Genomic DNA, 21,661 nt, shown 5'->3' with positions numbered 1-21,661 from the left:
ATGGTGCCCAGGGGCGGAATCGAACCGTCGACACGAGGATTTTCAGTCCTCTGCTCTACCGACTGAGCTACCTGGGCGGCACTACAAAAAGAGCGCTATTAAACCCGATTATCTTAGACCCGTCAATAAAAAAATGATTTCATTCCGACGAATTTGCGTTCAGCGGGCTTTCTTCCTTTCGGAACAATTTGATAATAAAGCGAAATACTTTTTTTATGCCCGCCCATATCCGCGGCAACAGCCAGATCATCAGCAGGACAAACAATACCAATGCTATCAAAAACAGCACCGGATGATTGACAGAGGCCCAAACCCCGCCAATAACGGCAATATCTTCGCCAACGGATGCGAGCCAGTTGCTGAAGGGCTCCGGCGAAGTATTGATCAGTACACGCGTGCCGGCCTTGGTTGCATGCGTGCCGGCGGCCAGACCGCCGCCCATTATTGCCGCCGCCAATTCAACCGCAGGATTCAGATCGCCGACAGCGCCGGCCGCCAGCATTGCGCCGGCAGGAATGCGGATAAACGTATGCAGCGTATCCCAGCCTGTATCCACACCAGGTATTTTATCGGCGAAAAACTCAATGCAATACATGACCCCGGCCGCCCCCATCACCATCGGGTTTGCGACCACTTGTAAATCCGGCGGCAAATTCAGATTGCCGGTGTTGGCAAGATACCCCAGCATGAACAGCGTCGCGTAAAGGTTAATGCCGCTGGCCCAGGCCAGTCCCATTGTTAATGCCAGCGTCGTTGAAATTTGATCCAGCGCTTCCATAAAGTGCCCTTTTTGTTAAAAAATGCATTCAGCATAGCCTATTTTGCTGAACTTCCAATTAACGCAGAAATCTTAAGAATTGATGTTCCGCACGAATCGATCGCTGTTCTGTTCTACTGCGATGCCGTGTAGGTGCGAATGAATTCGACCCTACAACGGCGTAACATCAGTTATAAAGCTGTCGTTCGATAGTTAATTGTTTTATTTTCTACCACATTTAAATCCAGACCATGTAGAATTGGCGTAATCATATTCGTAACTTTGGGATTTTAAAGTGAGTTTTAGAGGTACAACCATTCTTTCTGTTCGCCGCGACGGCAAAGTGGTGATTGGCGGCGATGGCCAAGTCACTTTGGGCAATACGGTCATGAAGGGCAACGCCCGCAAAGTGCGCCGTCTATACCATGACAAGGTTATTGCCGGTTTTGCCGGCGCTACGGCCGATGCCTTCACCTTGTTCGAACATTTCGAAGGCAAGCTGGAAAAACACCGCGGCAACCTGACGCGCGCCGCCGTAGAAATGGCCAAAGACTGGCGAACAGACCGCGCCCTGCGCAAGCTCGAAGCCCTGCTGACAATTGCCGACGCCAAAACCTCCCTGATTCTTTCCGGTACCGGCGATGTCATCGAGCCTGAGCATGACTTGATGGCCATTGGTTCCGGCGGTGCTTTTGCGCAGGCGGCCGCACGCGCCTTGTTGGAAAATACCGATTTAAGCGCCCGCGAAATCGTCGAAAAATCATTAAAAATAGCCGGCGATATCTGTATCTATACCAATCACAATTTGACCATAGAAGAACTGGACGCAGATCCTAACGAGTAAACGAATGACTCAGATGACCCCTAAAGAAATTGTAAGCGAGCTGGACAAGCACATTATCGGCCAGGCCAGCGCCAAACGCTCCGTCGCTATTGCGTTGCGCAATCGCTGGCGCCGCCAGCAGGTCGATGCCGCCTTACGCGAAGAAATTACCCCGAAAAACATCCTGATGATCGGCCCTACCGGTGTCGGCAAAACCGAAATCGCCCGTCGCCTTGCACGTCTGGCTAATGCGCCTTTCATCAAGATAGAAGCCACTAAATTTACTGAAGTCGGCTACGTCGGCCGCGATGTCGAATCGATTATCCGCGATCTGGCCGATACGGCCGTCAAAATGACGCGCATGGCGGAAATGGAAAAGGTCCAGAACCGCGCTTACGACGCTGCCGAGGAAAAAATTCTGGATATCCTGTTGCCACGGGCCGGCAGCGGCATGCTGTCCGACACCGAGGAATCGACCCGCCAGAAAATGCGCAAGAAGCTGCGTGAAGGCGATCTGGACGACAAGGAAATAGAAATCGACGTACATGTCGCCCCTTTAGGCGTCGAGATCATGGCGCCTCCCGGCATGGAAGAAATGACCAACCAGCTGCAAGGCATGTTTCAAAATCTGAGCACGGGCAAAAAAAAATCGCGCAAGATGAAAATCAGCAAAGCCTTGAAAGTGCTTCAGGAAGAAGAGGCAGCCAAGCTGATCAATGAAGAAGACATTAAAGCACGCGCCGTGGAAGCGGTGGAACAAAACGGCATCGTCTTTCTCGATGAAATCGACAAGATCTGCAAGCGCTCCGAACTCGGCGGCAGCGGCGGCGAAGTCTCCCGCGAAGGCGTGCAGCGCGATCTGTTGCCGCTGGTTGAAGGCAGCACTGTCAGCACCAAATACGGCACCATCAAAACCGATCATGTGCTGTTTATTGCGTCTGGCGCTTTCCATTTGACCAAACCTTCGGACCTGATTCCCGAACTGCAGGGCCGTTTTCCTATTCGCGTTGAACTCGATGCGCTGACGGCCGATGATTTCGTACGCATTCTGACCGAACCGAATGCTTCATTGACCGAACAATATCAAGCCTTGCTGGCAACAGAAGGCGTCTCGGTAGCATTCGCCCCCGACGGCATCCAGCGGATTGCCGAACTGGGCTTCCAGGTCAATGAAAAAACGGAAAATATCGGCGCCAGACGTCTGCACACGATACTGGAACGATTGCTGGAAGATATTTCCTATAGCGCGCCTGACCTTGTCGATAAAAACATCGTCATTGATGCCGCTTATGTTGATGGGCATCTGTCCGAATTCGTGCAGGATGAAGATCTGAGCCGTTACATTTTATAAATCATGCGCCTGACTGTACAACCCTGTCACACCCTACCCACTGAAATCAAGCTGCATCAGGTGTCCCGCCTGCTGGAGATCAGTTTTGACGACGGCAGCGTTTTCAAGCTGCCGTATGAATACCTGCGCGTCTATACGCAATCGGCTGAAGCGGTCGGTCATGCGCCCGGACAGGAAGTGCTACAGGTCGGCAAGGAAGACGTCACGATTGAAGAGATCAAACCAGTGGGCAACTATGGCATCGCCCCGAAATTCAGCGACGGCCATAGCAGCGGCATTTACACATGGGATTTACTGTACACATTAGGCGCCGAATATCCGATCTTATGGGCCGATTATCTCCATCGACTGGAAGCGGCGGGCTATCAACGCAAAGCATCGACAGAACATTAAAAAATACCAAGCATGACAATGACAAACGACAACACCACCCATTTCGGTTTTAAACAGGTAGCCAAAGAGGATAAAGTCAAACTGGTCCGCGGCGTGTTTGATTCCGTGGCGGGACAATACGATATCATGAACGATCTGATGTCGATGGGCATTCACCGCATCTGGAAGCGCATTGCCGTGCAACTGAGCAATGTGCGCAAAGGCGAGCGCGTGCTCGATCTGGCCGGAGGCACCGGCGATTTGACCATATTGTTCGAAAAGCGCGTCGGCAAAGATGGCCAGATAGTGCTGGCCGACATCAACTCCGAAATGCTGCGCACGGGCCGCAACCGCCTTATCGACAAAGGACTGGTCGGCAATATCCGCTATGCGCAGGTCAATGCCGAATGCCTGCCTTTTGAAGACAATACCTTCGACTGCGTCTGCATAGGCTTCGGCCTGCGCAACGTGACCGACAAGGATGCCGCCTTGCGCTCCATGTACAGAGTGCTGAAACCCGGCGGCCGCGTCATCGTGCTGGAATTCTCGCACCCGACCGACAAGGTGACTGAGAAAGTCTACGATTTTTATTCATTCAATCTGCTGCCCAAAATCGGCAAAGTCGTAGCCAAGGATGAAGACAGTTACCGCTACCTGGCCGAGTCCATCCGCATGCATCCGAAACAGGATGAACTGAAAAAAATGATGGAAAATGCCGGCTTTGAGCGTTGCGAATATTTCAACATGACGCAAGGCATCGTAGCCATACACAGAGGTTATAAAATCTAGCATGGCGATCAAACCGTTGCTAGCCGGCGTACTGGAAACCGCGCTCAACCAGTACCTCTCACTGGATCCGGATAGCCACTTTTTTTTAGAGCCGTTGGCCGGCAAGGTCATCGCCGTTACGATCCTGCCGTTCAATGAAACCGTTTACCTGTGCCCGACGACGGAATCCATCCAGTGTCTGGATCACTTCATCGGCGAACCCGACACCCGCCTCACCGGCTCGATCTGGGCGCTGGGCCTGATGGGGCTCAGCTCAAAACCGATGCGCTCCATTTTCTCCGGTGAAGTGAAAATTGAAGGCGACATGCATACCGGCCGCAAATTTCAGGAACTGTTCGATAAGCTGGACATCGATCTGGAAGAAAAACTGTCACACTACACCGGCGACATTATCGCGCATCAGATCGGCCGGCTTTTCCGCACCGGTCAGCGCTGGGGAAAAGATTCCATTGAAACTTTCCGGCTGAATGCGGCGGAATTTCTGCAGGAAGAAACGCGCGATCTGCCGGCCGCCCCGGAAATGGATATTTTTTATCGCCGGGTTGATGAACTGCGCGACGATTTTGACCGCCTGTCAAGCCGAGTTGAACGTCTGGGCCATGCGTTAGAGAATTTAAGGCAGAAATAAGTCCGGTCTTGCGCTACTGATACCCTCTCCGGTGGGCACGAAAAGCCGCGCCCACTCTACAACCAAAGGTAAATACGTGATCCGCCCTAAAATATTATTGCGCCTGATCCATATTAACTGGGTCCTGGTCTTTCACGGCCTGGACGAAATCGTTTTAAAAACTCATTTATTCCGCCCCGTTCGTTTCCTGGCCGTTTTCTCCCCTAACTACTGGCTCAAGCGACAAACCGCTCCGCGAGGCGTGCGCATTCGTCGCGCATTGGAAGACCTGGGGCCTATTTATGTCAAATTCGGCCAAGCGCTATCGACCCGGAAAGACCTGCTCCCCGATGACATTGCCGATGAACTGGTCAAGTTGCAGGATAGAGTTCCGCCGTTTCCGAGCGAAATCGCTCGCGGCATTATTGAACAGGAACTCGGCATGTCCGTCTCCGATGCCTTTGCCGAATTCAATCCGGAACCTCTGGCTTCGGCCTCGGTCGCGCAGGTTCATACGGCCGTGCTGCATGGCGGCGAACAGGTCGTCGTTAAGGTTCTGCGCCCTGATATTGAAACACGCATCCACTCCGACGTAGGTTTGCTTTATGAGTTGGCCCGCTTCGCCGAAAGATTCTGGCCTGACGCAAGGCGGTTACGCGCGCTGGAAGTCGTTGCCGAGTTTGAAAAAACAACGCTGGACGAACTTGACCTGATCCGTGAAGCCGCCAACGCCACTAAATTGCGCCGCAATTTCGAGGGTTCGGACATTATATACATCCCGGAGGTCCACTGGCCGCTGACGCGCCAGAAAGTCATGGTCATGGAGCGCATTCAGGGCATTCCGGTCGGCGAAATCGCGGCGCTGCGGGAAGGCGGCGCCGATTTCAAATTGTTGGCCGAACGCGGCGTGGAAATCTTTTTCACCCAGGTGTTCCGCGACAACTTTTTTCATGCCGATATGCATCCCGGCAATATCTTCGTCGACCTGCCAGCCAAATACATCGCTGTCGACTTCGGCATCGTCGGTTCATTATCCTTGTCCGACCAGCGCTATTTGGCCGAGAACTTCCTGGCCTTCTTCAATCGCGATTACCGCCGGGTCGCGCAAATGCATGTCGAATCCGGCTGGGTGCCCGGCTCGACGCGCATAGAAGAATTCGAATCGGCTATACGCAGTGTGTGCGAGCCGATCTTCGAAAAGCCGCTTAAGGACATTTCCTTCGGGCAATTGCTGCTGCGTCTGTTCCAGACCGCGCGGCGCTTTGACATGCACGTGCAGCCGCAACTGGTCTTGCTGCAGAAAACCCTGCTCAATATCGAAGGACTCGGGCGCCAGCTTTATCCCGATCTGGACTTGTGGCAAACGGCCAAGCCGTTCCTGGAAAAATGGTTTCATGAACGCATGAGCCCTAAAGCCAAAATCGACAGGATCATCAAACAGTTCCCGGAACTGGCCGAGCAGTTTCCGGAAGTCCCTTCGCTGATTTATAAAGCCCTGGACAATGCCGCGCATGCAAGGCCCAATGCCGAAGCGCATAATCGCGAACTCGCCCTGCTGCGCCAGCAAATGGAAAGCAATCACCGCCGGACGGTATGGGCCATCCTGGCCAGCGCCGTCATGATCAGCGTGGCGGTTTTATTTCAATAAATCAGCGCAAGGCCAGATCATAATCGGATTTTGTCTGAAATAATTGTCAAAAAAATACCAATAAATAACATAAACAGGAGAGTCTACTATGTCGATTAAAAGAATGGTCGATCTGGATTTGTCGGGCAAACGCGTACTGATCCGCGAGGATCTGAACGTGCCTGTGAAAAACGGCAAAGTCACCAGCGATATCCGCATTCGAGCCAGCCTGCCAACCATTCAAAAAGCCCTGGAAGGCGGCGCCGCCGTCATATTGTTATCGCATCTGGGCCGGCCGGTTGAAGGCCAGTATTCGGAAGAGGCGTCATTAAAGCCGGTAGCCGAACACTTGTCGGAACTGCTCGACCAACCCGTCAGGCTGGAGAAAGACTGGCTGGGCGGCATTGACATCAAGCCAGGCGAAGTCGTGCTGTGCGAGAACGTGCGCTTCAATGCCGGCGAAGGCAAAGACAGTGACGAGTTAGGCAAGAAAATGGCCGCGCTCTGCGATATCTTTGTCATGGATGCCTTCGGCACCGCGCACAGGGCCCAGGCTTCGACGCACAGCGTCGCCAAATACGCGCCTGTCGCCTGCGCCGGCCCATTATTGGCCAGCGAATTGGATGCACTGGGCAAAGCGCTGGAAACGCCGGTCAAACCCCTGGTCGCGATTGTCGGCGGCTCTAAAGTTTCCACCAAGCTGACAGTGCTGAAATCATTGTCTGAAAAAGTCGACCAACTGATCGTCGGCGGCGGCATTGCCAATACCTTTATTGCGGCGGCAGGCTTCCCCGTCGGCAAATCGCTGTACGAAGAAGACCTGATTGATGAAGCCAAGCAACTGATCGAGATGGCCAAGCGCAGCGGCTCTGATATTCCGGTACCGACCGATGTCGTGTGTGCGAAGGAGTTCTCCGAAACCGCCGTCGCTTCGGTCAAGAAAGTCGAGGACGTTGAAGCCGATGACATGATCATGGATATCGGTCCCGAAACGGCAAAACACTATGCGCAACTGCTGAAATCGGCCGGCACTATTGTCTGGAACGGCCCGGTCGGTGTGTTCGAGTTTGATCAGTTCGGCAACGGCACGAAATCCCTGGCTACGGCCATCGCCGAAAGCAGCGCCTTCTCGATCGCCGGCGGCGGCGATACGCTGGCGGCGATCGACAAATACGGGATCAACGATCAGGTCTCATATACCTCTACCGGCGGCGGTGCGTTTCTGGAATTTCTCGAAGGCAAAGAACTTCCAGCCGTTTCCATTTTAAAATCACGCGCCTAGAGGTTTAAGTCGGGCGGTGTTTTTTATATAATGCATCGCCCTTTTATTTCATTTAGCTCAACGGCTGAATGAAACGGATCCCTGTCAGTCCTGTCGAACGGACTGATCTCTTAATTTATTAGGTTTAAAAATGGCCAGAGTCACAGTCGAAGATTGTTTAGAACACGTAGAAAACCGTTTCAAACTGGTTTTATTAGCCAGTACCAGAGCTCGCCAGCTCAGCAAGGGCGCTGATGAATTTGTCGCTCGCAATAAAGACAAGGATACGGTTGTCGCTTTACGCGAAATTGCGGCAGGTCATGTCACGACTGAAAATGTCAACAAGCTGCACCGTACTGTCGATACTCACGAAACTCCCAGTACCATGTTTTAATCACTGAATCCATGTTAAATATAGTCGCCGACACTATCGAACTGGAACGCCCTCAGGACAAACTGATCCGGCGTCTGTGCGAGACCTTGAGCGACTATCTGGATCAGGCTCAGATCGACGAAATTGTCCGCGCCTATGAGTTCGGCGCCACCGCTCATGCCGGCCAATTTCGCAAAACCGGCGAGGCTTATATTTGCCACCCTATTTCCGTTGCCATCAGCCTTGCTGAAATGCGCATGGATGCGCATGGCATCATGGCGGCCATCCTGCACGACGTCATTGAAGACACGCCGGTCAGCAAGAAAGAATTAGCCAAACAGTTCGGCCAGGAAGTGGCGGAACTGGTCGACGGCGTCACCAAACTCACCAAAATCGACAGCAAATCGCATGCCGAAGCGCAGGCCGAAAATGTCCGCAAGATGTTCATGGCCATGGCCAAGGATTTGCGCGTGATCATGGTCAAACTGGCGGACCGGCTGCACAACATGCAGACGCTCGGCGCCATGAAGCCCGCAAAAAAGCGCCGCATCGCCCGCGAAACGCTCGATATCTATGCCCCTATCGCCAATCGGCTGGGTATGAACAATATCCGGCACAAGCTCGAATCGCTGGGCTTTGAGGCCATGTACCCGGTGCGCCATGCCATTCTGAAAAATGCGGTCAAAAAAGCCCGCGGCAATCGACGCAAGATCGTTGACACCATTGAAAGCGCGATAAAAAACCGCTTGGAACAGGCCGGCCTGCACTGCGAGGTCGCCGGACGCGAAAAGAATCTCTACAGCATCTACCAGAAAATGCTGAACAAAAAGATTTCCTTTTCGGATGTTTTCGATGTCTATGCCTTCAGGATCTATTGCGATGACGTTGATAATTGCTACCGCGTCCTGGGCATCGTACACAATCTGTACAAGCCCATTCCGGGCCGCTTCAAGGACTACATCGCACTGCCCAAGGCCAATGGCTATCAGTCCCTGCACACCATACTGATCGGCCCTTACGGCGTGCCCATTGAAATCCAGATCAGAACGCACGAAATGCACCGCATGTCGGAATCAGGCATCGCGGCGCACTGGCTGTACAAATCCGACGACGACAAATCCGAGAAATTCCAGGCCGGCGCCAACGAATGGCTGCGCGAACTGCTGGAAATCCAGAAGTCGGCCGGCGATTCGCTGGAATTCATCGATAATCTGAAAGTCGACCTGTTCCCGCAGGAAGTATTCGTCTTTACGCCTCAGGGCGGCATCATCAAATTGCCGCGCGGCGCAACCATCATCGATTTTGCCTATGCCGTCCATACTGATATCGGCAACGCCTGCGTTTCCGCCCGCATCGACAAGCAATTGGTGCCGCTGCAATCGACGCTCGAAAACGGCGTCACGGTGGAAGTCATTACCGCTTCCTGGGCCCGGCCCAATCCGCTTTGGCTCAACTATGTCATTACCGCCAAGGCCCGCTCCAGCATACGCACGTATCTGAAGCACTTTAAACAGCAGGAAGCCATCAACCTCGGCCGCCGACTGCTGGAAAAAGAGCTGCAAGCCATGCATCTGCATCTGGAAAACATCGACCAAACCCGCGTACAGGCGCTGCTTGAGGCAATGTCCATGCACAATCTGGAAGAATTGCTTGAAGACATCGGCCTGGGCAACAAAATGCCGTTCCTGATCGCCAAGCGCCTCACGCAGGATGATGTGCATGCGGCTGTCAAACTCGACACCAGCGAGAGCGGCGTAAGGAATCCTCTGATTATCAAAGGCACGGAAGGCATGGTCATTACGCTGGCGAAATGCTGTCGGCCTATTCCGGGCGATTCGATCATCGGCTTTTTCAATCCCGGCCGCGGTATTGTTGTGCACCATCACGAATGCCGTAACCGCATCGAAGCCAGAAAAAAACAGGCCAGCTGGCTGGATGTCGAATGGAGCCCGGACGCCGTCGGCGAGTTTCCTGCGGAAATTCGCATAGAAATACTGAATCAACGCGGCTCGCTCGCTACCATTGCCTCGACGATCTCGGAACTGAATTCCAACATCGAGAATGTCTCCGTGGTCGATCAGGACGACCGCGTTTCGGTTGACCTGATCACGCTGACGGTCAAGGACCGCGTGCATCTGGCCCAGATCATGCGCAGGCTGAAGGAATTATCGATTGTGCTGAAAATCAACCGCGTAAAGGCTTAGGGCCAGGGCTGAAACCAGGCGCTGCATCAAGTGCCGAAACTTCCGACGGTTCAGCATCCAATCCAGAATTCATCCTCACCTTTCCTCTATCCCCCTGCTTGTGGGGCCGTATTCACTTGCCTTTTGATAACGGGCACACAGTATTTTTAAGCAAACCCGACAGCCTGGCCGCACAGGACCCGAGAAAATTTCCGCCAGATTCCTTATAATATGTACAGGTACACGCGATTTTCATCCCGCTATTTAACCATTTTGCTAACTGATACACAGGAATAACAATGACAAAAGAAATCATCCAGACCGATAAAGCACCTCAGGCCATCGGCACCTACTCGCAAGCGGTTAAAGTCGGCAGTACCGTTTATCTTTCAGGACAGATCCCATTGGTTCCGGCCACGATGACCATCATCGACGGCGATATCTCGGCTCAGATCACGCAGGTATTCGAAAACCTGAAAGCGGTTACCGAAGCGGCCGGCGGCGATCTGTCCAATATCGTCAAACTGAACGTATTTTTAACCGATCTGTCGCACTTCCCTATCGTCAACGAGATCATGGGCCGCTATTTTCAGGCACCTTATCCGGCGCGCGCTGCGATTGGCGTGGCCGCGCTGCCTAAAGATGCCGGCGTGGAAATGGACGCGATCATGCAACTGGACGCGTAACTCATCCAGGCGAAGCTTATCCCTTATAAAATCCGCCAATGAAAACCCCGTATTATTTGAATCAACCGGTTGCTTCATTGACGGGCATAGGCGGCCAAACCGCCCTGCGTCTGGAAAAACTCGGCATCCGCACGATTCAGGATCTGATTTTCCACCTGCCGCACCGCTATGAAGACCGCACGCGCGTCTATCCTATCGGCTCACTGATGCCGGGTATGACCGTGCTGATCTGCGGCCGCGTCGAATTTACGGATATTCTGCCCCGGGGCCGCAAAAGCCTGATTTGCCGCATCAGCGACGGCACAGGGTCCATCAGCCTGAAGTTTTTTCATTTCAGCGCCAGCCAGCATAATGCGCTGCAGCCGGGCACGCTGATCAGCTGCTTTGCCGAGGTGCGCCACGGCTTTGCCGGGTTCGAAATGGTTCACCCCGAATATAAAGTCATTTCAAGCGCGGACAGCTGCGTTACCGAGACTTGCCTGACGCCCGTTTACCCGCTGACCGAAGGACTCAAGCAGGCGACATTAAGAAAAGCTATCAAGCAGGCCCTAACCATTTTCACCTCTGAAAATCAGTTGTTGCCGGAATGGATTCCAGAGACCGTATTAAAGCGCTACCATTACCCTTCCCTGTTGGAGGCCATACAAACCCTGCATGCGCCGGATGAATCGATCTCGATGGCGGCCCTGCAAAACGGCAGCGTGCCGGCATTGAAACGGCTGGCCTTCGAAGAACTGCTGGCGCACCACTTGAGCCTGAGGCAATCGAGGAACAAAACCAGAGTCTGGCAGGCGCCCCGCTTCTCTGTCAATCCGGTCATCAACGAGCATTTCATCCGCGCCCTGCCCTTCAGCCTGACCCGTGCGCAACAGCGCGTCATGGCCGAAATCGAGACCGATTGCAGCCGGAATCATCCAATGATGCGGCTGGTTCAGGGCGATGTCGGCTCCGGCAAGACTGTCGTGGCCGCTTATGCGGCCCTGCTGGCGCTATCGGCCAGCTTTCAGGTTGCGGTCATGGCGCCGACCGAATTGCTGGCCGAGCAGCATTTCCGCAACTTCAGCAACTGGTTTGCAAACTTCAAGACGCAAGTGGTCTTTCTGACCGGCCAACTGAAGGGCAACCCGAGAAAAGACGCCCTGCAAACCCTGGCCGACGGCAGCGCCGGCATCATTATCGGCACTCATGCCCTGTTTCAGGATAGCGTCAACTTTCACCGGCTGGGGTTAGTTATCATCGACGAACAACACCGCTTCGGCGTGCACCAGCGGCTGGCGCTCAGGGAGAAAGGCCAGCAGACCGGGCTACGGCCGCATCAATTGGTCATGACCGCGACCCCGATTCCGCGCACGCTGGCCATGCTGCAATATTCGGATCTCGATATCTCGATCATCGACGAACTGCCGCCGGGCAGAAAGCCGGTCATCACGAGCGTCATTCCTGCCGAGCGTCGTGACGACGTCATCGCGCGCATCGGCAACTGGGTCGCCCAGGGCAGACAGGCTTACTGGGTCTGCACGCTGATTGAAGAATCGGAAGCGTTGCAGTGCGAAGCAGCCGAAAAAACCGCCGAACGACTGACCCAGGCTCTGCCGGATGTGCGCGTCGGCCTGGTCCACGGACGCATGAAAGCGGCCGAGAAAGAGGCCGTCATGCAGGCTTTCAAGCAGCATCGGCTCGATCTGTTGGTTGCGACGACCGTCATTGAGGTCGGCGTCGATGTGCCCAATGCCGGCCTGATGATCATCGAAAACCCCGAAAGGCTGGGCCTGTCTCAGCTGCATCAGTTGCGCGGCCGGGTCGGCCGCGGCGAAGGCGACAGTTACTGTCTGCTCATGTATCAATCGCCTTTGTCCGACACGGCGCGCCAGCGGCTGGGCATTTTAAGGGACAGCAGCGACGGCTTCGTGATTGCCGAGAAAGACCTGCAACTGCGCGGTCCGGGCGAAGTCATGGGGACCCGGCAAACCGGCGCCGCACATTTTAAAATCGCCGATTTATCCCGCGATTCCGATTTACTGGATAATATCCAGCAGATAGCGGACATTTTCTTCAATGACTCGCCCGAAGCCGTACAGCCGTTGATCGATCGCTGGCTGGGCGATGCCACAGACTATGCAGAGGTTTAGACCCGTTGGCCACCAAAAGCTTTTTATTCACGCAGGAACCCGGCTGGTTTGAGAATCGCCAGGGCACGCGCCATTGTCTTCCCAAAGATGTTCAGTCCTGGACTTATGAAACAGGCTCATTGACGCAGCGTCTGCGCGATTATTACGGCAGTGCCGTCGCCGTTAAAGTGCTGCAGCAGCAATGGAGCACACCTTTTCTAAGCGAGCGCAGGCTGCTGAAACTGCCTGAAAGCCGCTACAGTTTAATCCGTGAAGTGTTGCTGCATGCCGACGGCAAGCCGCTGATTCTGGCCAGAACCATCATCCCGACCCGAACCCTTAAAGCCGCCAAGCGCAGCTTATCGCATTTGGGCAACCGTCCGCTGGGCGAAGTGATTTTTTCCTATCCCAAGCTTAACCGTTTGGAAATGGACGTGGCCCTGACCAGCCCGGCCGTCTGGACACAGGCAGCGATTGCCGAAGCCGGCATTAAAGGGCCGGTATGGGGCAGAAGAACCGTTTACGCCATTCGGCGTCGGCAGATGCTGGTCAGTGAATTCTTTTTGCCGGGTGCATTAGCGGTCTGGTAGGCGCCGCAACTTGACTGCGCTGGGATGGCGAATCAGCATCGAAAAGCCGTTCTTGTTTTTATTGAGCCAGCCGCGCACCTCGATCTCTTTCCCCATATAACCGTTCATGTCCGGAAATAACGGCAGCCACTTGCGTTCAATGCGCGCTTCAAACCGGCTGGAGAACTCCAGATAACTGTATTTCCGGCTGTTGCGGATATTGACGACCTTGCCCGCCAATCGTACCCATCCCGCGCGCTCACGATCGGCAAGGCTGCTGACCGGTATGGCCGCATACTCGACGCGCTGCCAGATGCCCGACCTGGCCTGCTCGGCCTGATCCTGGACTTTGATCAACTCCTCGGCATGCAACAGATTGGGCGGATAAATACTGACGGCTGCCAGCCCTGCCGCTACCAGTTGCAGATTGAGATGCTCATCGTTCTCGGTGAACAGATGCGCCAGGGTTCTTTTGTATTTATCGGTCTTCTCGACATCGGTTTCCAGGCGGACTTTGCTGTTTTGCAACTTATTGATCAACCACTGCTTCGCCTCATCGCCGCCGGCCTGGGCGTCTTCATTTTTATGCTGCACTTCCGGCGTATTGATGCCCAATAGCCGAACCCTGCGGCCATCCTCCAGCTGCACCGTATCGCCGTCGAAAACCTTTTTGACCCGATAAAAGGAATAGCCCGGCTTGATATCGACGATTTTTGCCTCGGGGGATGACCGATCCGAGAAATGCCGATTGCCAAGGTCATCCTTCCATTGGAAGATTTCAGCGCCGGCCCAGGACGGCCATGCCAGCAATAAAATCAGTAAAAACTTCATGAACCTGCCTGTATTATAATGATTAAAGATCATCTGCTTTTCCAACCTGACTACTTGTACCGCTTCTCATGCTCACGATCATTCAACGCGTCACCACTGCTAAAGTCACCGTCAACAATGAAATCATAGGCCAAATCGACAAAGGCATCATGGCACTGGTCGCCGTTGAGAGAGAGGACAGCGAAAAAGACGCACAGCGCCTGCTGGAACGCATACTCAACTACCGCATTTTTGCCGACGACAATGATCGCATGAATTTGAGTCTGCGCGATATCAACGGCGGCCTGTTGCTGGTCCCGCAATTCACCTTGGCAGCCGATACCAATAGCGGCAATCGCCCCAGCTTCACCCCGGCTGCATCGCCGGAAAAAGGACAACAGCTGTTCATTTATCTGCAGCAACTGGCAAAAGCCGCTTATCCGCCTGTCGAATTCGGCCAATTCGGCGCCGACATGCAGGTTGCGCTGGTCAATGACGGGCCTGTTACGTTTACCTTGAGAACGACGAGCCAGCCGCGCTAACTGAATTTAGCTACTAGCCCGAGCATCGCTTTAACACCTGCTTGTCCGTCTGCCTCACCCGCCGGAACCGCAAGCGCGGCATGCTCGCGTTCTGATACGCAAACATTGAAATCCTTTCTCGAAATGAAGCCCGAATGCGAAAAAAAACCCGACCTCACCCAATCGACACCCAAGCGCCTGTTACCAATCATCTTCCTTGTCTTCCTCATAAGGCTGAGATTTAACATTTTTGGGAATTTTCGGCATTTTTGCCGTTCTGAGTAAGATTAAAGCGCCGCCCAAGACAAAAAGCAGAGCTATGATGAATAATATCACCCACATGATACGCTCCTAAATGGCTAAGTAATCCTGTCCAATAGCGGGAACCCTTCAAACGTCTGCCCGCGCTATAACTTTAGCCGACAGCCGGACGTTAAGCTATATCCCTTAACCATCACAAATTACGATAGAATATAGTCAATCAAGACCATTTATATAGATTACATGAAACAAGTTGAACTGCTTTCCCCCGCCGGAACCCTAAAAAACATGCGCTATGCCTTTGCCTTCGGCGCCGATGCCGTCTATGCCGGGCAGCCTCGTTACAGCCTCAGAGTGCGCAATAATGATTTTCTTGAAGACAATCTGGCCAAGGGCATCAATGAGGCGCATGCGTTGGGCAAAAAATTTTTCCTGGCCACCAATGTGATTCCTCACAATGCCAAAATCAAAACCTTTCTGGCCGATATTGAACCGATTATCGCCATGAAACCGGATGCCTTGATCATGGCCGATCCGGGCCTGATCATGATGGTGCGCGAAACCTGGCCCGACATGCCTGTCCATCTGTCCGTGCAGGCCAACACCGTCAATTACGCCACGGTAAAATTCTGGCAAAGGATGGGCGTCGAGCGCGTGATCCTGTCGCGCGAGCTGTCGCTGGATGAAATCGAAGAGATCCGCCAGCGCTGTCCCGACATGGAACTGGAAGTGTTTGTACACGGCGCGCTGTGCATCGCCTATTCCGGCCGCTGCCTGCTGTCAGGCTATTTCAACCACCGCGACCCTAACCAGGGCACCTGCACGAACTCCTGCCGCTGGAAATACGATACGCTGCCTGCGCATGAAAACGCCGAAGGCGATTACGTGCTGGCCGGCGGCTCCCTGTCCATGTCCGACATCAGCACAGCCAGCTGCGGCGGTGCGGACCGGCATCCGTTGGCGGACAAGGTTTATTTCCTTGAAGAGGAAGGCCGCAAAGGCGAGCTGCTGCCGGTCATGGAGGATGAAAACGGCACTTACATCATGAATTCCAAAGACCTGCGCGCCATCGAACACGTACAGCGTCTGGTCGAGATCGGCGTGGACAGCCTTAAAATCGAAGGCCGCACCAAATCGCATTATTATGTCGCCCGCACGGCGCAGACCTACCGTCAGGCGATTGACGATGCACAGGCCGGGCGACCTTTCCGGCCCGAACTGCTCGGCGTGCTGGAAAACCTGGCCAACCGCGGCTATACCGACGGCTTTTATCAGCGTCACCATACCCATGAATACCAGAACTATATCACCGGCTATTCAAAAAGCCATCAGCAGCAGTTCTGCGGCGAAATCAGAAGTTATGACAAGGAAAGCGGCCTGGCTGTGATCGATGTCAAAAACAAGTTTGCAGTCGGCGATAAAATCGAATTGATTTTGCCGGAAGGCAATCAGGACATTACCGTTGAACGCATGCTGGACATGTACGGCCGCGATATGCTGGAGGCTCCGGGCGGCGGTTATGAAGTCAGGATACCGATGCCTGAAACCACCGGCAACCACGGACTGATCGCGCGTTATTTCGCCTGATCCATTAATAATCATGGGCGATCTCCATCCGGTCGCCCTATACCTTGGGTTTAGACTATGAGTTTCACGACTGCAGAACTTTGCGATGCGCATTCCGAAGAAGAACATTTCCAGATTGCCGAGCCCTTGTTCAAATCCTATGGCGCCAATCCGGCTTTTTGCGGCCAGATCACCACAGTGAAAGTCTACGAAGATAATGTGCTGGTCAGGCAGGCGCTGGAAGAGAAAGTCGAAAACCGTGTACTGGTTATCGACGGCGGCGGCTCGCACCGTTGCGCCCTGCTGGGCAGCAACCTGGCCAGGCTGGCCATTGACAACGGCTGGCAAGGCATCATTATCTATGGCTGTCTGCGCGATTCCGCCCTCATCGATCAGTTGCCTATCGGCATACGCGCGCTGCATACGCATCCGTTGAAAAGCCACAAGCGAGGCCATGGCGAGCGCGATATGCCTGTCTATTTTGCCAGCGTCGCTTTCAAGAAAGATCATTTTTTATATGCCGATACCGATGGAATTATCGTGTCGGACACAATGTTGAGTTAGAATAAGCCAAATTAACCAAGTAAAGAAGTCAAGATATGCAAATTGTACTCGCTAACCCTCGAGGATTCTGTGCCGGTGTAGACCGGGCTATCGAAATTGTTGATCAGGCCCTGGAAACGTTCGGAGCGCCGATTTACGTTCGCCATGAAGTGGTCCATAACCGTACAGTGGTTGAAGGCCTTAAAGAAAAAGGCGCTGTTTTCATTGAAGACTTAACCGATGTACCGGTCGGCTCCTACCTGATTTTCAGTGCCCATGGCGTCTCAAAACAAGTCCAAAAAGAAGCTGAAGAACGCAATTTGACTGTTTTCGATGCTACTTGCCCTCTGGTTACCAAAGTGCACCTGCAAGTCGCCAAACATGCCAAATCCGACCGGGAAGTGATCCTGATCGGTCATGCGGGCCACCCGGAAGTGGAAGGCACAATGGGGCAATACGAGAAGTGCACCGAAAACGGCGGCATTTATTTGGTCGAAACGCCGGAAGACGTTGAAAAATTACAAGTCAACAATCCGGAGAATCTGGCTTACGTCACGCAGACAACCTTGTCGATGACCGACACCAAGATCATGGTTGATGCCTTGAGGGCGCGTTTCTCCGGCATTCAGGAGCAAAAAAAAGACGACATCTGCTATGCGACCCAGAATCGTCAGGATGCAGTTTATGAATTGTCTAAAACGTCCGACCTCATCCTCGTCGTCGGCTCGCCCAACAGTTCCAACTCCAACCGCCTGCGTGAGATCGCCGAACAACTTGGCAAACAGGCCTATCTGATCGACACGGCGAAAGACATGAAGCAGGAATGGTTTAATAACGTTAACGTAGTCGGCGTCACAGCAGGCGCTTCGGCGCCGGAAGTCCTGGTCCAAGAAGTCATCAATCAGCTCAAGCAATGGGGTGGCGAAACCATTACCGAAATTCAAGGCATAGAAGAAAAAGTCGTGTTCTCACTGCCGAAAGAATTAAAAAAGCACATGAGCTAACCCTGTCTTCGGGTGACCAGCCAGGTCACCCAAGCCCCTGATTGCCTCAAGTCATTGTTTTCGCAGGCGCCCTGTTTAATCTGTAAAAAAGACTGGCAGCGCAATATTATTTATTGCTAATATGTTTTTTTATTTTTTCAGGAGACGACCATGACTTTAACTCCAATGGATCTTGTTGCCCAAGCCAAGCAACACATCACTGAAATCAACATTGATGATGCCAAAAACGAACTCGGGAAGAGTCTGATTCTGGACGTCAGGGAGCCGGCCGAATACGAGGCGGGGCACTTGCCCGGAGCCGTCAATATTCCACGCGGAGTATTGGAATTCAAAATAGGCGCGCATCCCGATTTTCAGGAGAAGCAAGGCGACAGAATCATCGTCTACTGCCAGACCGGCGGCCGCTCGGCATTGGCGGCGGAAGCGCTGAACAAGATCGGATACAGCAAAGCCGTCAGCATGGCCGGCGGATTTAAAGCCTGGTCAGACAACGGCAATGAAGTAAAAGCGTGACAGAACTCGAATCTGTACGTCTGGATAAGTGGCTATGGGCTGCGCGTTTTTTTAAAACGCGCAAGCTTGCTTCTGACGCCATAGCCGGCGGCAAAGTCCACCTGAACGATCAACGCACGAAGCCCAGCAAGGAAATCAGGCCCGGCGCAAAACTCTCCATCAGCAAGGACAACTACACCTGGGACATTACCGTCATTGCGCTCAGCGAGCAGCGACGTCCGGCGAAAGAGGCGGCACTGCTCTATGAGGAAAGCGCCGAAAGCCAGGAAAAACGTCAGCAGCAGATAATCCAACAGCGTGAACAGCGAGAGCTATTCGGCTTTAACCACAGAGATCACAAACCAAACAAAAAAGAACGGCGCCTGATTCACCGCTTTAAACAAGGGTGATTACAAACAGGTCGGCGGCTTGGGCAATCCGGCCAGTTTGCAGGCATATTTCAAAGGCCCTTCTGGAAAAAGTTTATGTAAATACCGGCTGTTGCCTTTCTCCTCGCCCAATGCCTTCGCAACAGCCTTGGTAAAAACCCGCGCATTCGGCAAGTGCCTGAACTGCTGATAATAGCCGCGGATGAACAGGATGATTTCCCAGTGGCGTTCATCCAGCTGAATATTATCCGATTCAGCCAGCCACTTTGCGACCTCTTCATCCCAGTCACCGGCATTAACCAGAAAGCCCTGATCGGTTACTTCCAGAGTCCGGCCGTGAACCATCAAGCCCATGACTGAATCACATGATTGTCAACAGTTAACTCGACCAGCCCGGCATAATCAATGATGTCGATGCCTTCGACCAGCTCATCGGCGGCAATGCCGCGCACGGCCACATCCTCCGACAAAACGCACAAGCGGTTCGTACTGAGCAGTTGCGTTAATTTCTCACTTAATAAACCATTCTTTAACAATCGTAATACGGCGTTTTCAAGAAATACCACGGCATCTCCAGGCTCAATACGTTGCAGAACGGCTACTTCTATCGGTGACTGAAAAATGAGATGCAACACGTTACTGACTATCCGTTAATTTAAGTCCAACAATGCCTGCTATAATGAAAGCAATGGACAGTAATCGTAATAGCTCCGTCGATTCCTTAAATAGAAAAATTCCGATTATCGCCACACCTACAGCGCCCATGCCTGTCCAGACCGCATAAGCGGTTCCCAGTGGCAGAGTTTTAATGGCCAGCGTCAGCAGATAAAAACTGCAACCGCCCGAGATCATGGTAATGATACTGGGCCACAGTTTGGTAAAACCCTCGTTATATTTAAGACTCAAAGCAAACACTATTTCTGCGAATCCCGCAGAAAACAACAGCAACCACGCCAACGCACACCTCTTACTTCATGCATAAAAAATACCGCTTATTTTACAATAGGCGGCTCAATAGCATGTGAAATTTTATCAGTCACCGGTAATTGACCAAGCCTTAGCTGTACAATTAGACACGAATGCAAACTGAAAGAGCAAGAAGTGATAAAATCATCTCATGACGATCACTCCCTCATCCACTCAGCGCAGAATATATACCGTCACACAGCTCAACCGGGAAACCAGCCAGCTACTCAGCGACTATTTCCTGACCGTTTTGGTCGAAGGCGAAATTTCCAACTTAAGCACGCCTTCTTCCGGACATCTTTATTTTTCGCTGAAAGATGCCAATGCCCAGATCCGTTGCGCCCTGTTTAAAAACCACCAGCGCAAATTCGGATTCAAACCCGAAAACGGCAAGCAAGTCATCGTCAAGGCGCAAGTCAGCCTTTATGAGCCCAGAGGCGATTATCAGCTCATCGTCGAACAAATTGAAGAAGCCGGCGATGGCGCTCTGCGGCGGGCTTTTGACGCCTTGAAGCTCAAACTGTTGACGGAGGGCCTGTTCGACAGCGCCCATAAACAAAGCCTGCCCGTTCTGCCCAGAACCATCGGCATCATCACTTCGCCGTCGGGAGCCGCCATCCGGGATGTTCTGACCATCCTGCGCCGGCGTTTCGCGGCGGTGCCGGTCATTATCTATCCGGTGGCCGTACAGGGAGACAATGCCAAACATGAAATTGCCAAAGCCATCGCCACAGCCAACCGGCAGGCTCTGTGCGATGTGATCATTCTTGGCCGGGGCGGCGGTTCGCTGGAAGACTTATGGGCTTTCAACGAGGAAATCGTGGCGCGCGCCATTTTTGCCAGCGATATCCCGATCATCACGGGCATCGGCCATGAAACCGACTTTACCATTGCCGACTTCGTCGCCGACCTGCGCGCCCCGACGCCATCGGCCGCGGCCGAGCATGCCGTCCCTGATCAACAAGCTTGGCTGTCGCAATTCATTTATCTGGAATCGCGACTGTATCAGCTACTACAGCGCAAGCTGAACCAGACTCAGCAATCTCTGGACTGGCTCAGCAAACGACTGCAACAGCAACATCCGGGCCAGAAACTGGCAAGGAACACGCAGCGCCTAGGCGAACTGGAATCAAGGCTTCACCAGGCCATGCATGTCGGACTGCGCCAGCATGCCAACCTGCTGGAAGCCAAGACAGCCAAATTGTGGCAACACAACCCCACCATTACGATAAACAGTCATAAACAGCGGCAGCAGTACTTGAGCGAGCGTTTAGCCATTGCTATCCGATGCCGGCTGGAGGAATTGAACCACCAGTTCTTGAATGCCAGCCATACCCTGCATGCCGTTAGCCCGCTGGCGACGCTGAACCGAGGCTATGCCATGGCTGTTCGTTTGCCGTCCGGTCAGATTATCAGGTCTACCGACCAGCTAAAAACAGGCGACATGATCCAGACTCGCCTCGCGCAGGGCCAATTCACCAGCCAAATCAAAACCATTGACCAGGATTATCCGGAGATATCCTGACCATTCTGCTCCGAGTCATTTTATTTTTGTTGCGATAAACCGAAAACACCTATAAAGTTGCGCGATTTTATCGTGTGT

At 53.2% G+C, this 21,661-nt stretch carries 25 protein-coding genes and 1 tRNA gene; 19 read left to right on the top strand and 7 right to left on the bottom strand.

What is annotated here, in order from left to right; translation table 11 throughout:
• Position 1: 1 nt before the first annotated feature.
• Together IT781_RS11475 and IT781_RS11470 are read right to left on the bottom strand one after the other, a co-directional pair.
• A tRNA-Phe gene (locus IT781_RS11475) sits at positions 2 to 77 on the bottom strand.
• A 62-nt stretch (positions 78 to 139) separates the two neighbouring features.
• A complete protein-coding gene (locus IT781_RS11470; protein WP_194970298.1) occupies positions 140 to 778 on the bottom strand; it encodes a DUF4126 domain-containing protein in 639 nt (212 codons plus the stop codon).
• Between the two features lie 274 nt (positions 779 to 1,052).
• Between IT781_RS11470 and hslV the strand changes: the two genes are divergently transcribed.
• The 12 genes from hslV to IT781_RS11410 all read left to right on the top strand — a co-directional run bounded on the left by hslV (position 1,053) and on the right by IT781_RS11410 (position 13,527).
• Positions 1,053 to 1,601, top strand: coding sequence for an ATP-dependent protease subunit HslV (gene hslV / locus IT781_RS11465; protein ID WP_194970297.1), 549 nt, complete (start codon positions 1,053 to 1,055; stop codon positions 1,599 to 1,601).
• Positions 1,602 to 1,605: 4 nt separating this feature from the next.
• Entirely contained in the window at positions 1,606 to 2,931 is a 1,326-nt protein-coding gene (gene hslU, locus IT781_RS11460) for an ATP-dependent protease ATPase subunit HslU (protein WP_194970296.1), read from the top strand.
• Between the two features lie 3 nt (positions 2,932 to 2,934).
• Complete coding sequence (locus tag IT781_RS11455) at positions 2,935 to 3,324, top strand: gamma-butyrobetaine hydroxylase-like domain-containing protein (RefSeq protein ID WP_194970295.1); 390 nt, start codon at positions 2,935 to 2,937, stop codon at positions 3,322 to 3,324.
• Positions 3,325 to 3,342: 18 nt separating this feature from the next.
• Positions 3,343 to 4,092 (top strand): bifunctional demethylmenaquinone methyltransferase/2-methoxy-6-polyprenyl-1,4-benzoquinol methylase UbiE, encoded by a 750-nt coding sequence (ubiE, locus tag IT781_RS11450; RefSeq protein WP_194970317.1) that lies wholly within the window; start codon positions 3,343 to 3,345, stop codon positions 4,090 to 4,092.
• Between the two features lies 1 nt (position 4,093).
• Positions 4,094 to 4,720: an SCP2 domain-containing protein gene (locus IT781_RS11445; protein ID WP_194970294.1), complete on the top strand. Its 627-nt coding sequence runs from the start codon at positions 4,094 to 4,096 to the stop codon at positions 4,718 to 4,720.
• A 76-nt stretch (positions 4,721 to 4,796) separates the two neighbouring features.
• Positions 4,797 to 6,347, top strand: coding sequence for a ubiquinone biosynthesis regulatory protein kinase UbiB (gene ubiB, locus IT781_RS11440; protein WP_194970293.1), 1,551 nt, complete (start codon positions 4,797 to 4,799; stop codon positions 6,345 to 6,347).
• Between the two features lie 88 nt (positions 6,348 to 6,435).
• Positions 6,436 to 7,608 carry a phosphoglycerate kinase gene (locus IT781_RS11435; RefSeq protein ID WP_194970292.1) on the top strand — a complete coding sequence of 391 codons (1,173 nt, stop codon included), beginning with the start codon at positions 6,436 to 6,438 and terminating at the stop codon, positions 7,606 to 7,608.
• 130 nt (positions 7,609 to 7,738) lie between these two features.
• The gene (gene rpoZ / locus IT781_RS11430; RefSeq protein ID WP_194970291.1) at positions 7,739 to 7,981 is read left to right on the top strand and encodes a DNA-directed RNA polymerase subunit omega; all 243 of its coding nucleotides are present in this window, start codon (positions 7,739 to 7,741) and stop codon (positions 7,979 to 7,981) included.
• A gap of 11 nt (positions 7,982 to 7,992) precedes the next feature.
• Positions 7,993 to 10,164, top strand: a complete 2,172-nt coding sequence (locus IT781_RS11425) for a bifunctional (p)ppGpp synthetase/guanosine-3',5'-bis(diphosphate) 3'-pyrophosphohydrolase (protein ID WP_194970290.1) — start codon at positions 7,993 to 7,995, stop codon at positions 10,162 to 10,164.
• Positions 10,165 to 10,442: 278 nt separating this feature from the next.
• Entirely contained in the window at positions 10,443 to 10,829 is a 387-nt protein-coding gene (locus tag IT781_RS11420; RefSeq protein ID WP_194970289.1) for a RidA family protein, read from the top strand.
• 38 nt (positions 10,830 to 10,867) lie between these two features.
• Positions 10,868 to 12,958, top strand: a complete 2,091-nt coding sequence (gene recG, locus IT781_RS11415) for an ATP-dependent DNA helicase RecG (protein ID WP_194970288.1) — start codon at positions 10,868 to 10,870, stop codon at positions 12,956 to 12,958.
• 5 nt (positions 12,959 to 12,963) lie between these two features.
• Positions 12,964 to 13,527 (top strand): chorismate lyase, encoded by a 564-nt coding sequence (locus IT781_RS11410; RefSeq protein WP_194970287.1) that lies wholly within the window; start codon positions 12,964 to 12,966, stop codon positions 13,525 to 13,527.
• Here IT781_RS11410 and IT781_RS11405 read toward each other — a convergent pair.
• Positions 13,513 to 14,337 (bottom strand): thermonuclease family protein, encoded by an 825-nt coding sequence (locus IT781_RS11405; protein WP_194970286.1) that lies wholly within the window; start codon positions 14,335 to 14,337, stop codon positions 13,513 to 13,515. The genes IT781_RS11410 and IT781_RS11405 overlap by 15 nt on opposite strands.
• 68 nt (positions 14,338 to 14,405) lie before the next feature.
• Between IT781_RS11405 and dtd the strand changes: the two genes are divergently transcribed.
• Complete coding sequence (gene dtd, locus IT781_RS11400; RefSeq protein ID WP_194970285.1) at positions 14,406 to 14,858, top strand: D-aminoacyl-tRNA deacylase; 453 nt, start codon at positions 14,406 to 14,408, stop codon at positions 14,856 to 14,858.
• Between the two features lie 180 nt (positions 14,859 to 15,038).
• On the opposite strand, the gene IT781_RS11395 is transcribed toward dtd, so the two are convergent.
• Positions 15,039 to 15,179, bottom strand: coding sequence for a hypothetical protein (locus IT781_RS11395; protein ID WP_194970284.1), 141 nt, complete (start codon positions 15,177 to 15,179; stop codon positions 15,039 to 15,041).
• Between the two features lie 162 nt (positions 15,180 to 15,341).
• Between IT781_RS11395 and yegQ the strand changes: the two genes are divergently transcribed.
• From yegQ to IT781_RS11370, 5 genes are all read left to right on the top strand, one after another.
• The gene (gene yegQ / locus IT781_RS11390; RefSeq protein ID WP_194970283.1) at positions 15,342 to 16,685 is read left to right on the top strand and encodes a tRNA 5-hydroxyuridine modification protein YegQ; all 1,344 of its coding nucleotides are present in this window, start codon (positions 15,342 to 15,344) and stop codon (positions 16,683 to 16,685) included.
• A gap of 57 nt (positions 16,686 to 16,742) precedes the next feature.
• Entirely contained in the window at positions 16,743 to 17,228 is a 486-nt protein-coding gene (rraA, locus tag IT781_RS11385) for a ribonuclease E activity regulator RraA (RefSeq protein ID WP_194970282.1), read from the top strand.
• 35 nt (positions 17,229 to 17,263) lie between these two features.
• Entirely contained in the window at positions 17,264 to 18,211 is a 948-nt protein-coding gene (ispH, locus tag IT781_RS11380; RefSeq protein ID WP_194970281.1) for a 4-hydroxy-3-methylbut-2-enyl diphosphate reductase, read from the top strand.
• A gap of 150 nt (positions 18,212 to 18,361) precedes the next feature.
• On the top strand, positions 18,362 to 18,724 hold the full coding sequence (locus IT781_RS11375) for a rhodanese-like domain-containing protein (RefSeq protein ID WP_194970280.1): 363 nt from the start codon (positions 18,362 to 18,364) through the stop codon (positions 18,722 to 18,724).
• Positions 18,721 to 19,113: a S4 domain-containing protein gene (locus tag IT781_RS11370; RefSeq protein ID WP_194970279.1), complete on the top strand. Its 393-nt coding sequence runs from the start codon at positions 18,721 to 18,723 to the stop codon at positions 19,111 to 19,113. The genes IT781_RS11375 and IT781_RS11370 overlap by 4 nt, the downstream gene beginning before the upstream one ends.
• Here IT781_RS11370 and IT781_RS11365 read toward each other — a convergent pair whose 3' ends face one another.
• From IT781_RS11365 to IT781_RS11355, 3 genes are read right to left on the bottom strand one after another with little or no spacing between them, the layout of a single operon-like run.
• Positions 19,114 to 19,446, bottom strand: a complete 333-nt coding sequence (locus IT781_RS11365; protein WP_194970278.1) for a TusE/DsrC/DsvC family sulfur relay protein — start codon at positions 19,444 to 19,446, stop codon at positions 19,114 to 19,116.
• Positions 19,437 to 19,727 (bottom strand): sulfurtransferase complex subunit TusB, encoded by a 291-nt coding sequence (gene tusB, locus IT781_RS11360; RefSeq protein ID WP_194970277.1) that lies wholly within the window; start codon positions 19,725 to 19,727, stop codon positions 19,437 to 19,439. The genes IT781_RS11365 and tusB overlap by 10 nt, the downstream gene beginning before the upstream one ends.
• Position 19,728: 1 nt before the next feature.
• A complete protein-coding gene (locus IT781_RS11355; protein WP_194970276.1) occupies positions 19,729 to 20,049 on the bottom strand; it encodes a multidrug efflux SMR transporter in 321 nt (106 codons plus the stop codon).
• A 160-nt stretch (positions 20,050 to 20,209) separates the two neighbouring features.
• Here IT781_RS11355 and xseA point away from each other — a divergent pair, with 160 nt between their 5' ends.
• A complete protein-coding gene (gene xseA, locus IT781_RS11350) occupies positions 20,210 to 21,583 on the top strand; it encodes an exodeoxyribonuclease VII large subunit (protein ID WP_194970275.1) in 1,374 nt (457 codons plus the stop codon).
• Positions 21,584 to 21,661 lie beyond the last annotated feature (78 nt).

Source organism: Methylobacter sp. BlB1 (genome assembly GCF_015476545.1).
Lineage (GTDB): Bacteria > Pseudomonadota > Gammaproteobacteria > Methylococcales > Methylomonadaceae > Methylobacter.
Note: the sequence above shows the minus strand (reverse complement) of the source record. Positions and strands in the feature narration are given on the sequence as shown.

Excerpts from the sequence above, each read along its gene's own strand:
- IT781_RS11470 (WP_194970298.1), bottom strand. The coding sequence starts at position 778 with ATGGAAGCGCTGGATCAAATTTCAACGACGCTGGCATTAACAATGGGA.
- hslU (WP_194970296.1), top strand. The coding sequence starts at position 1,606 with ATGACTCAGATGACCCCTAAAGAAATTGTAAGCGAGCTGGACAAGCAC.
- IT781_RS11455 (WP_194970295.1), top strand. The coding sequence starts at position 2,935 with ATGCGCCTGACTGTACAACCCTGTCACACCCTACCCACTGAAATCAAG.
- ubiE (WP_194970317.1), top strand. The coding sequence starts at position 3,343 with ATGACAAACGACAACACCACCCATTTCGGTTTTAAACAGGTAGCCAAA.
- IT781_RS11445 (WP_194970294.1), top strand. The coding sequence starts at position 4,094 with ATGGCGATCAAACCGTTGCTAGCCGGCGTACTGGAAACCGCGCTCAAC.
- IT781_RS11435 (WP_194970292.1), top strand. The coding sequence starts at position 6,436 with ATGTCGATTAAAAGAATGGTCGATCTGGATTTGTCGGGCAAACGCGTA.
- rpoZ (WP_194970291.1), top strand. The coding sequence starts at position 7,739 with ATGGCCAGAGTCACAGTCGAAGATTGTTTAGAACACGTAGAAAACCGT.
- IT781_RS11425 (WP_194970290.1), top strand. The coding sequence starts at position 7,993 with ATGTTAAATATAGTCGCCGACACTATCGAACTGGAACGCCCTCAGGAC.
- IT781_RS11420 (WP_194970289.1), top strand. The coding sequence starts at position 10,443 with ATGACAAAAGAAATCATCCAGACCGATAAAGCACCTCAGGCCATCGGC.
- recG (WP_194970288.1), top strand. The coding sequence starts at position 10,868 with ATGAAAACCCCGTATTATTTGAATCAACCGGTTGCTTCATTGACGGGC.
- IT781_RS11405 (WP_194970286.1), bottom strand. The coding sequence starts at position 14,337 with ATGAAGTTTTTACTGATTTTATTGCTGGCATGGCCGTCCTGGGCCGGC.
- dtd (WP_194970285.1), top strand. The coding sequence starts at position 14,406 with ATGCTCACGATCATTCAACGCGTCACCACTGCTAAAGTCACCGTCAAC.
- IT781_RS11395 (WP_194970284.1), bottom strand. The coding sequence starts at position 15,179 with ATGTGGGTGATATTATTCATCATAGCTCTGCTTTTTGTCTTGGGCGGC.
- yegQ (WP_194970283.1), top strand. The coding sequence starts at position 15,342 with ATGAAACAAGTTGAACTGCTTTCCCCCGCCGGAACCCTAAAAAACATG.
- rraA (WP_194970282.1), top strand. The coding sequence starts at position 16,743 with ATGAGTTTCACGACTGCAGAACTTTGCGATGCGCATTCCGAAGAAGAA.
- ispH (WP_194970281.1), top strand. The coding sequence starts at position 17,264 with ATGCAAATTGTACTCGCTAACCCTCGAGGATTCTGTGCCGGTGTAGAC.
- IT781_RS11375 (WP_194970280.1), top strand. The coding sequence starts at position 18,362 with ATGACTTTAACTCCAATGGATCTTGTTGCCCAAGCCAAGCAACACATC.
- IT781_RS11365 (WP_194970278.1), bottom strand. The coding sequence starts at position 19,446 with ATGGGCTTGATGGTTCACGGCCGGACTCTGGAAGTAACCGATCAGGGC.
- xseA (WP_194970275.1), top strand. The coding sequence starts at position 20,210 with ATGACGATCACTCCCTCATCCACTCAGCGCAGAATATATACCGTCACA.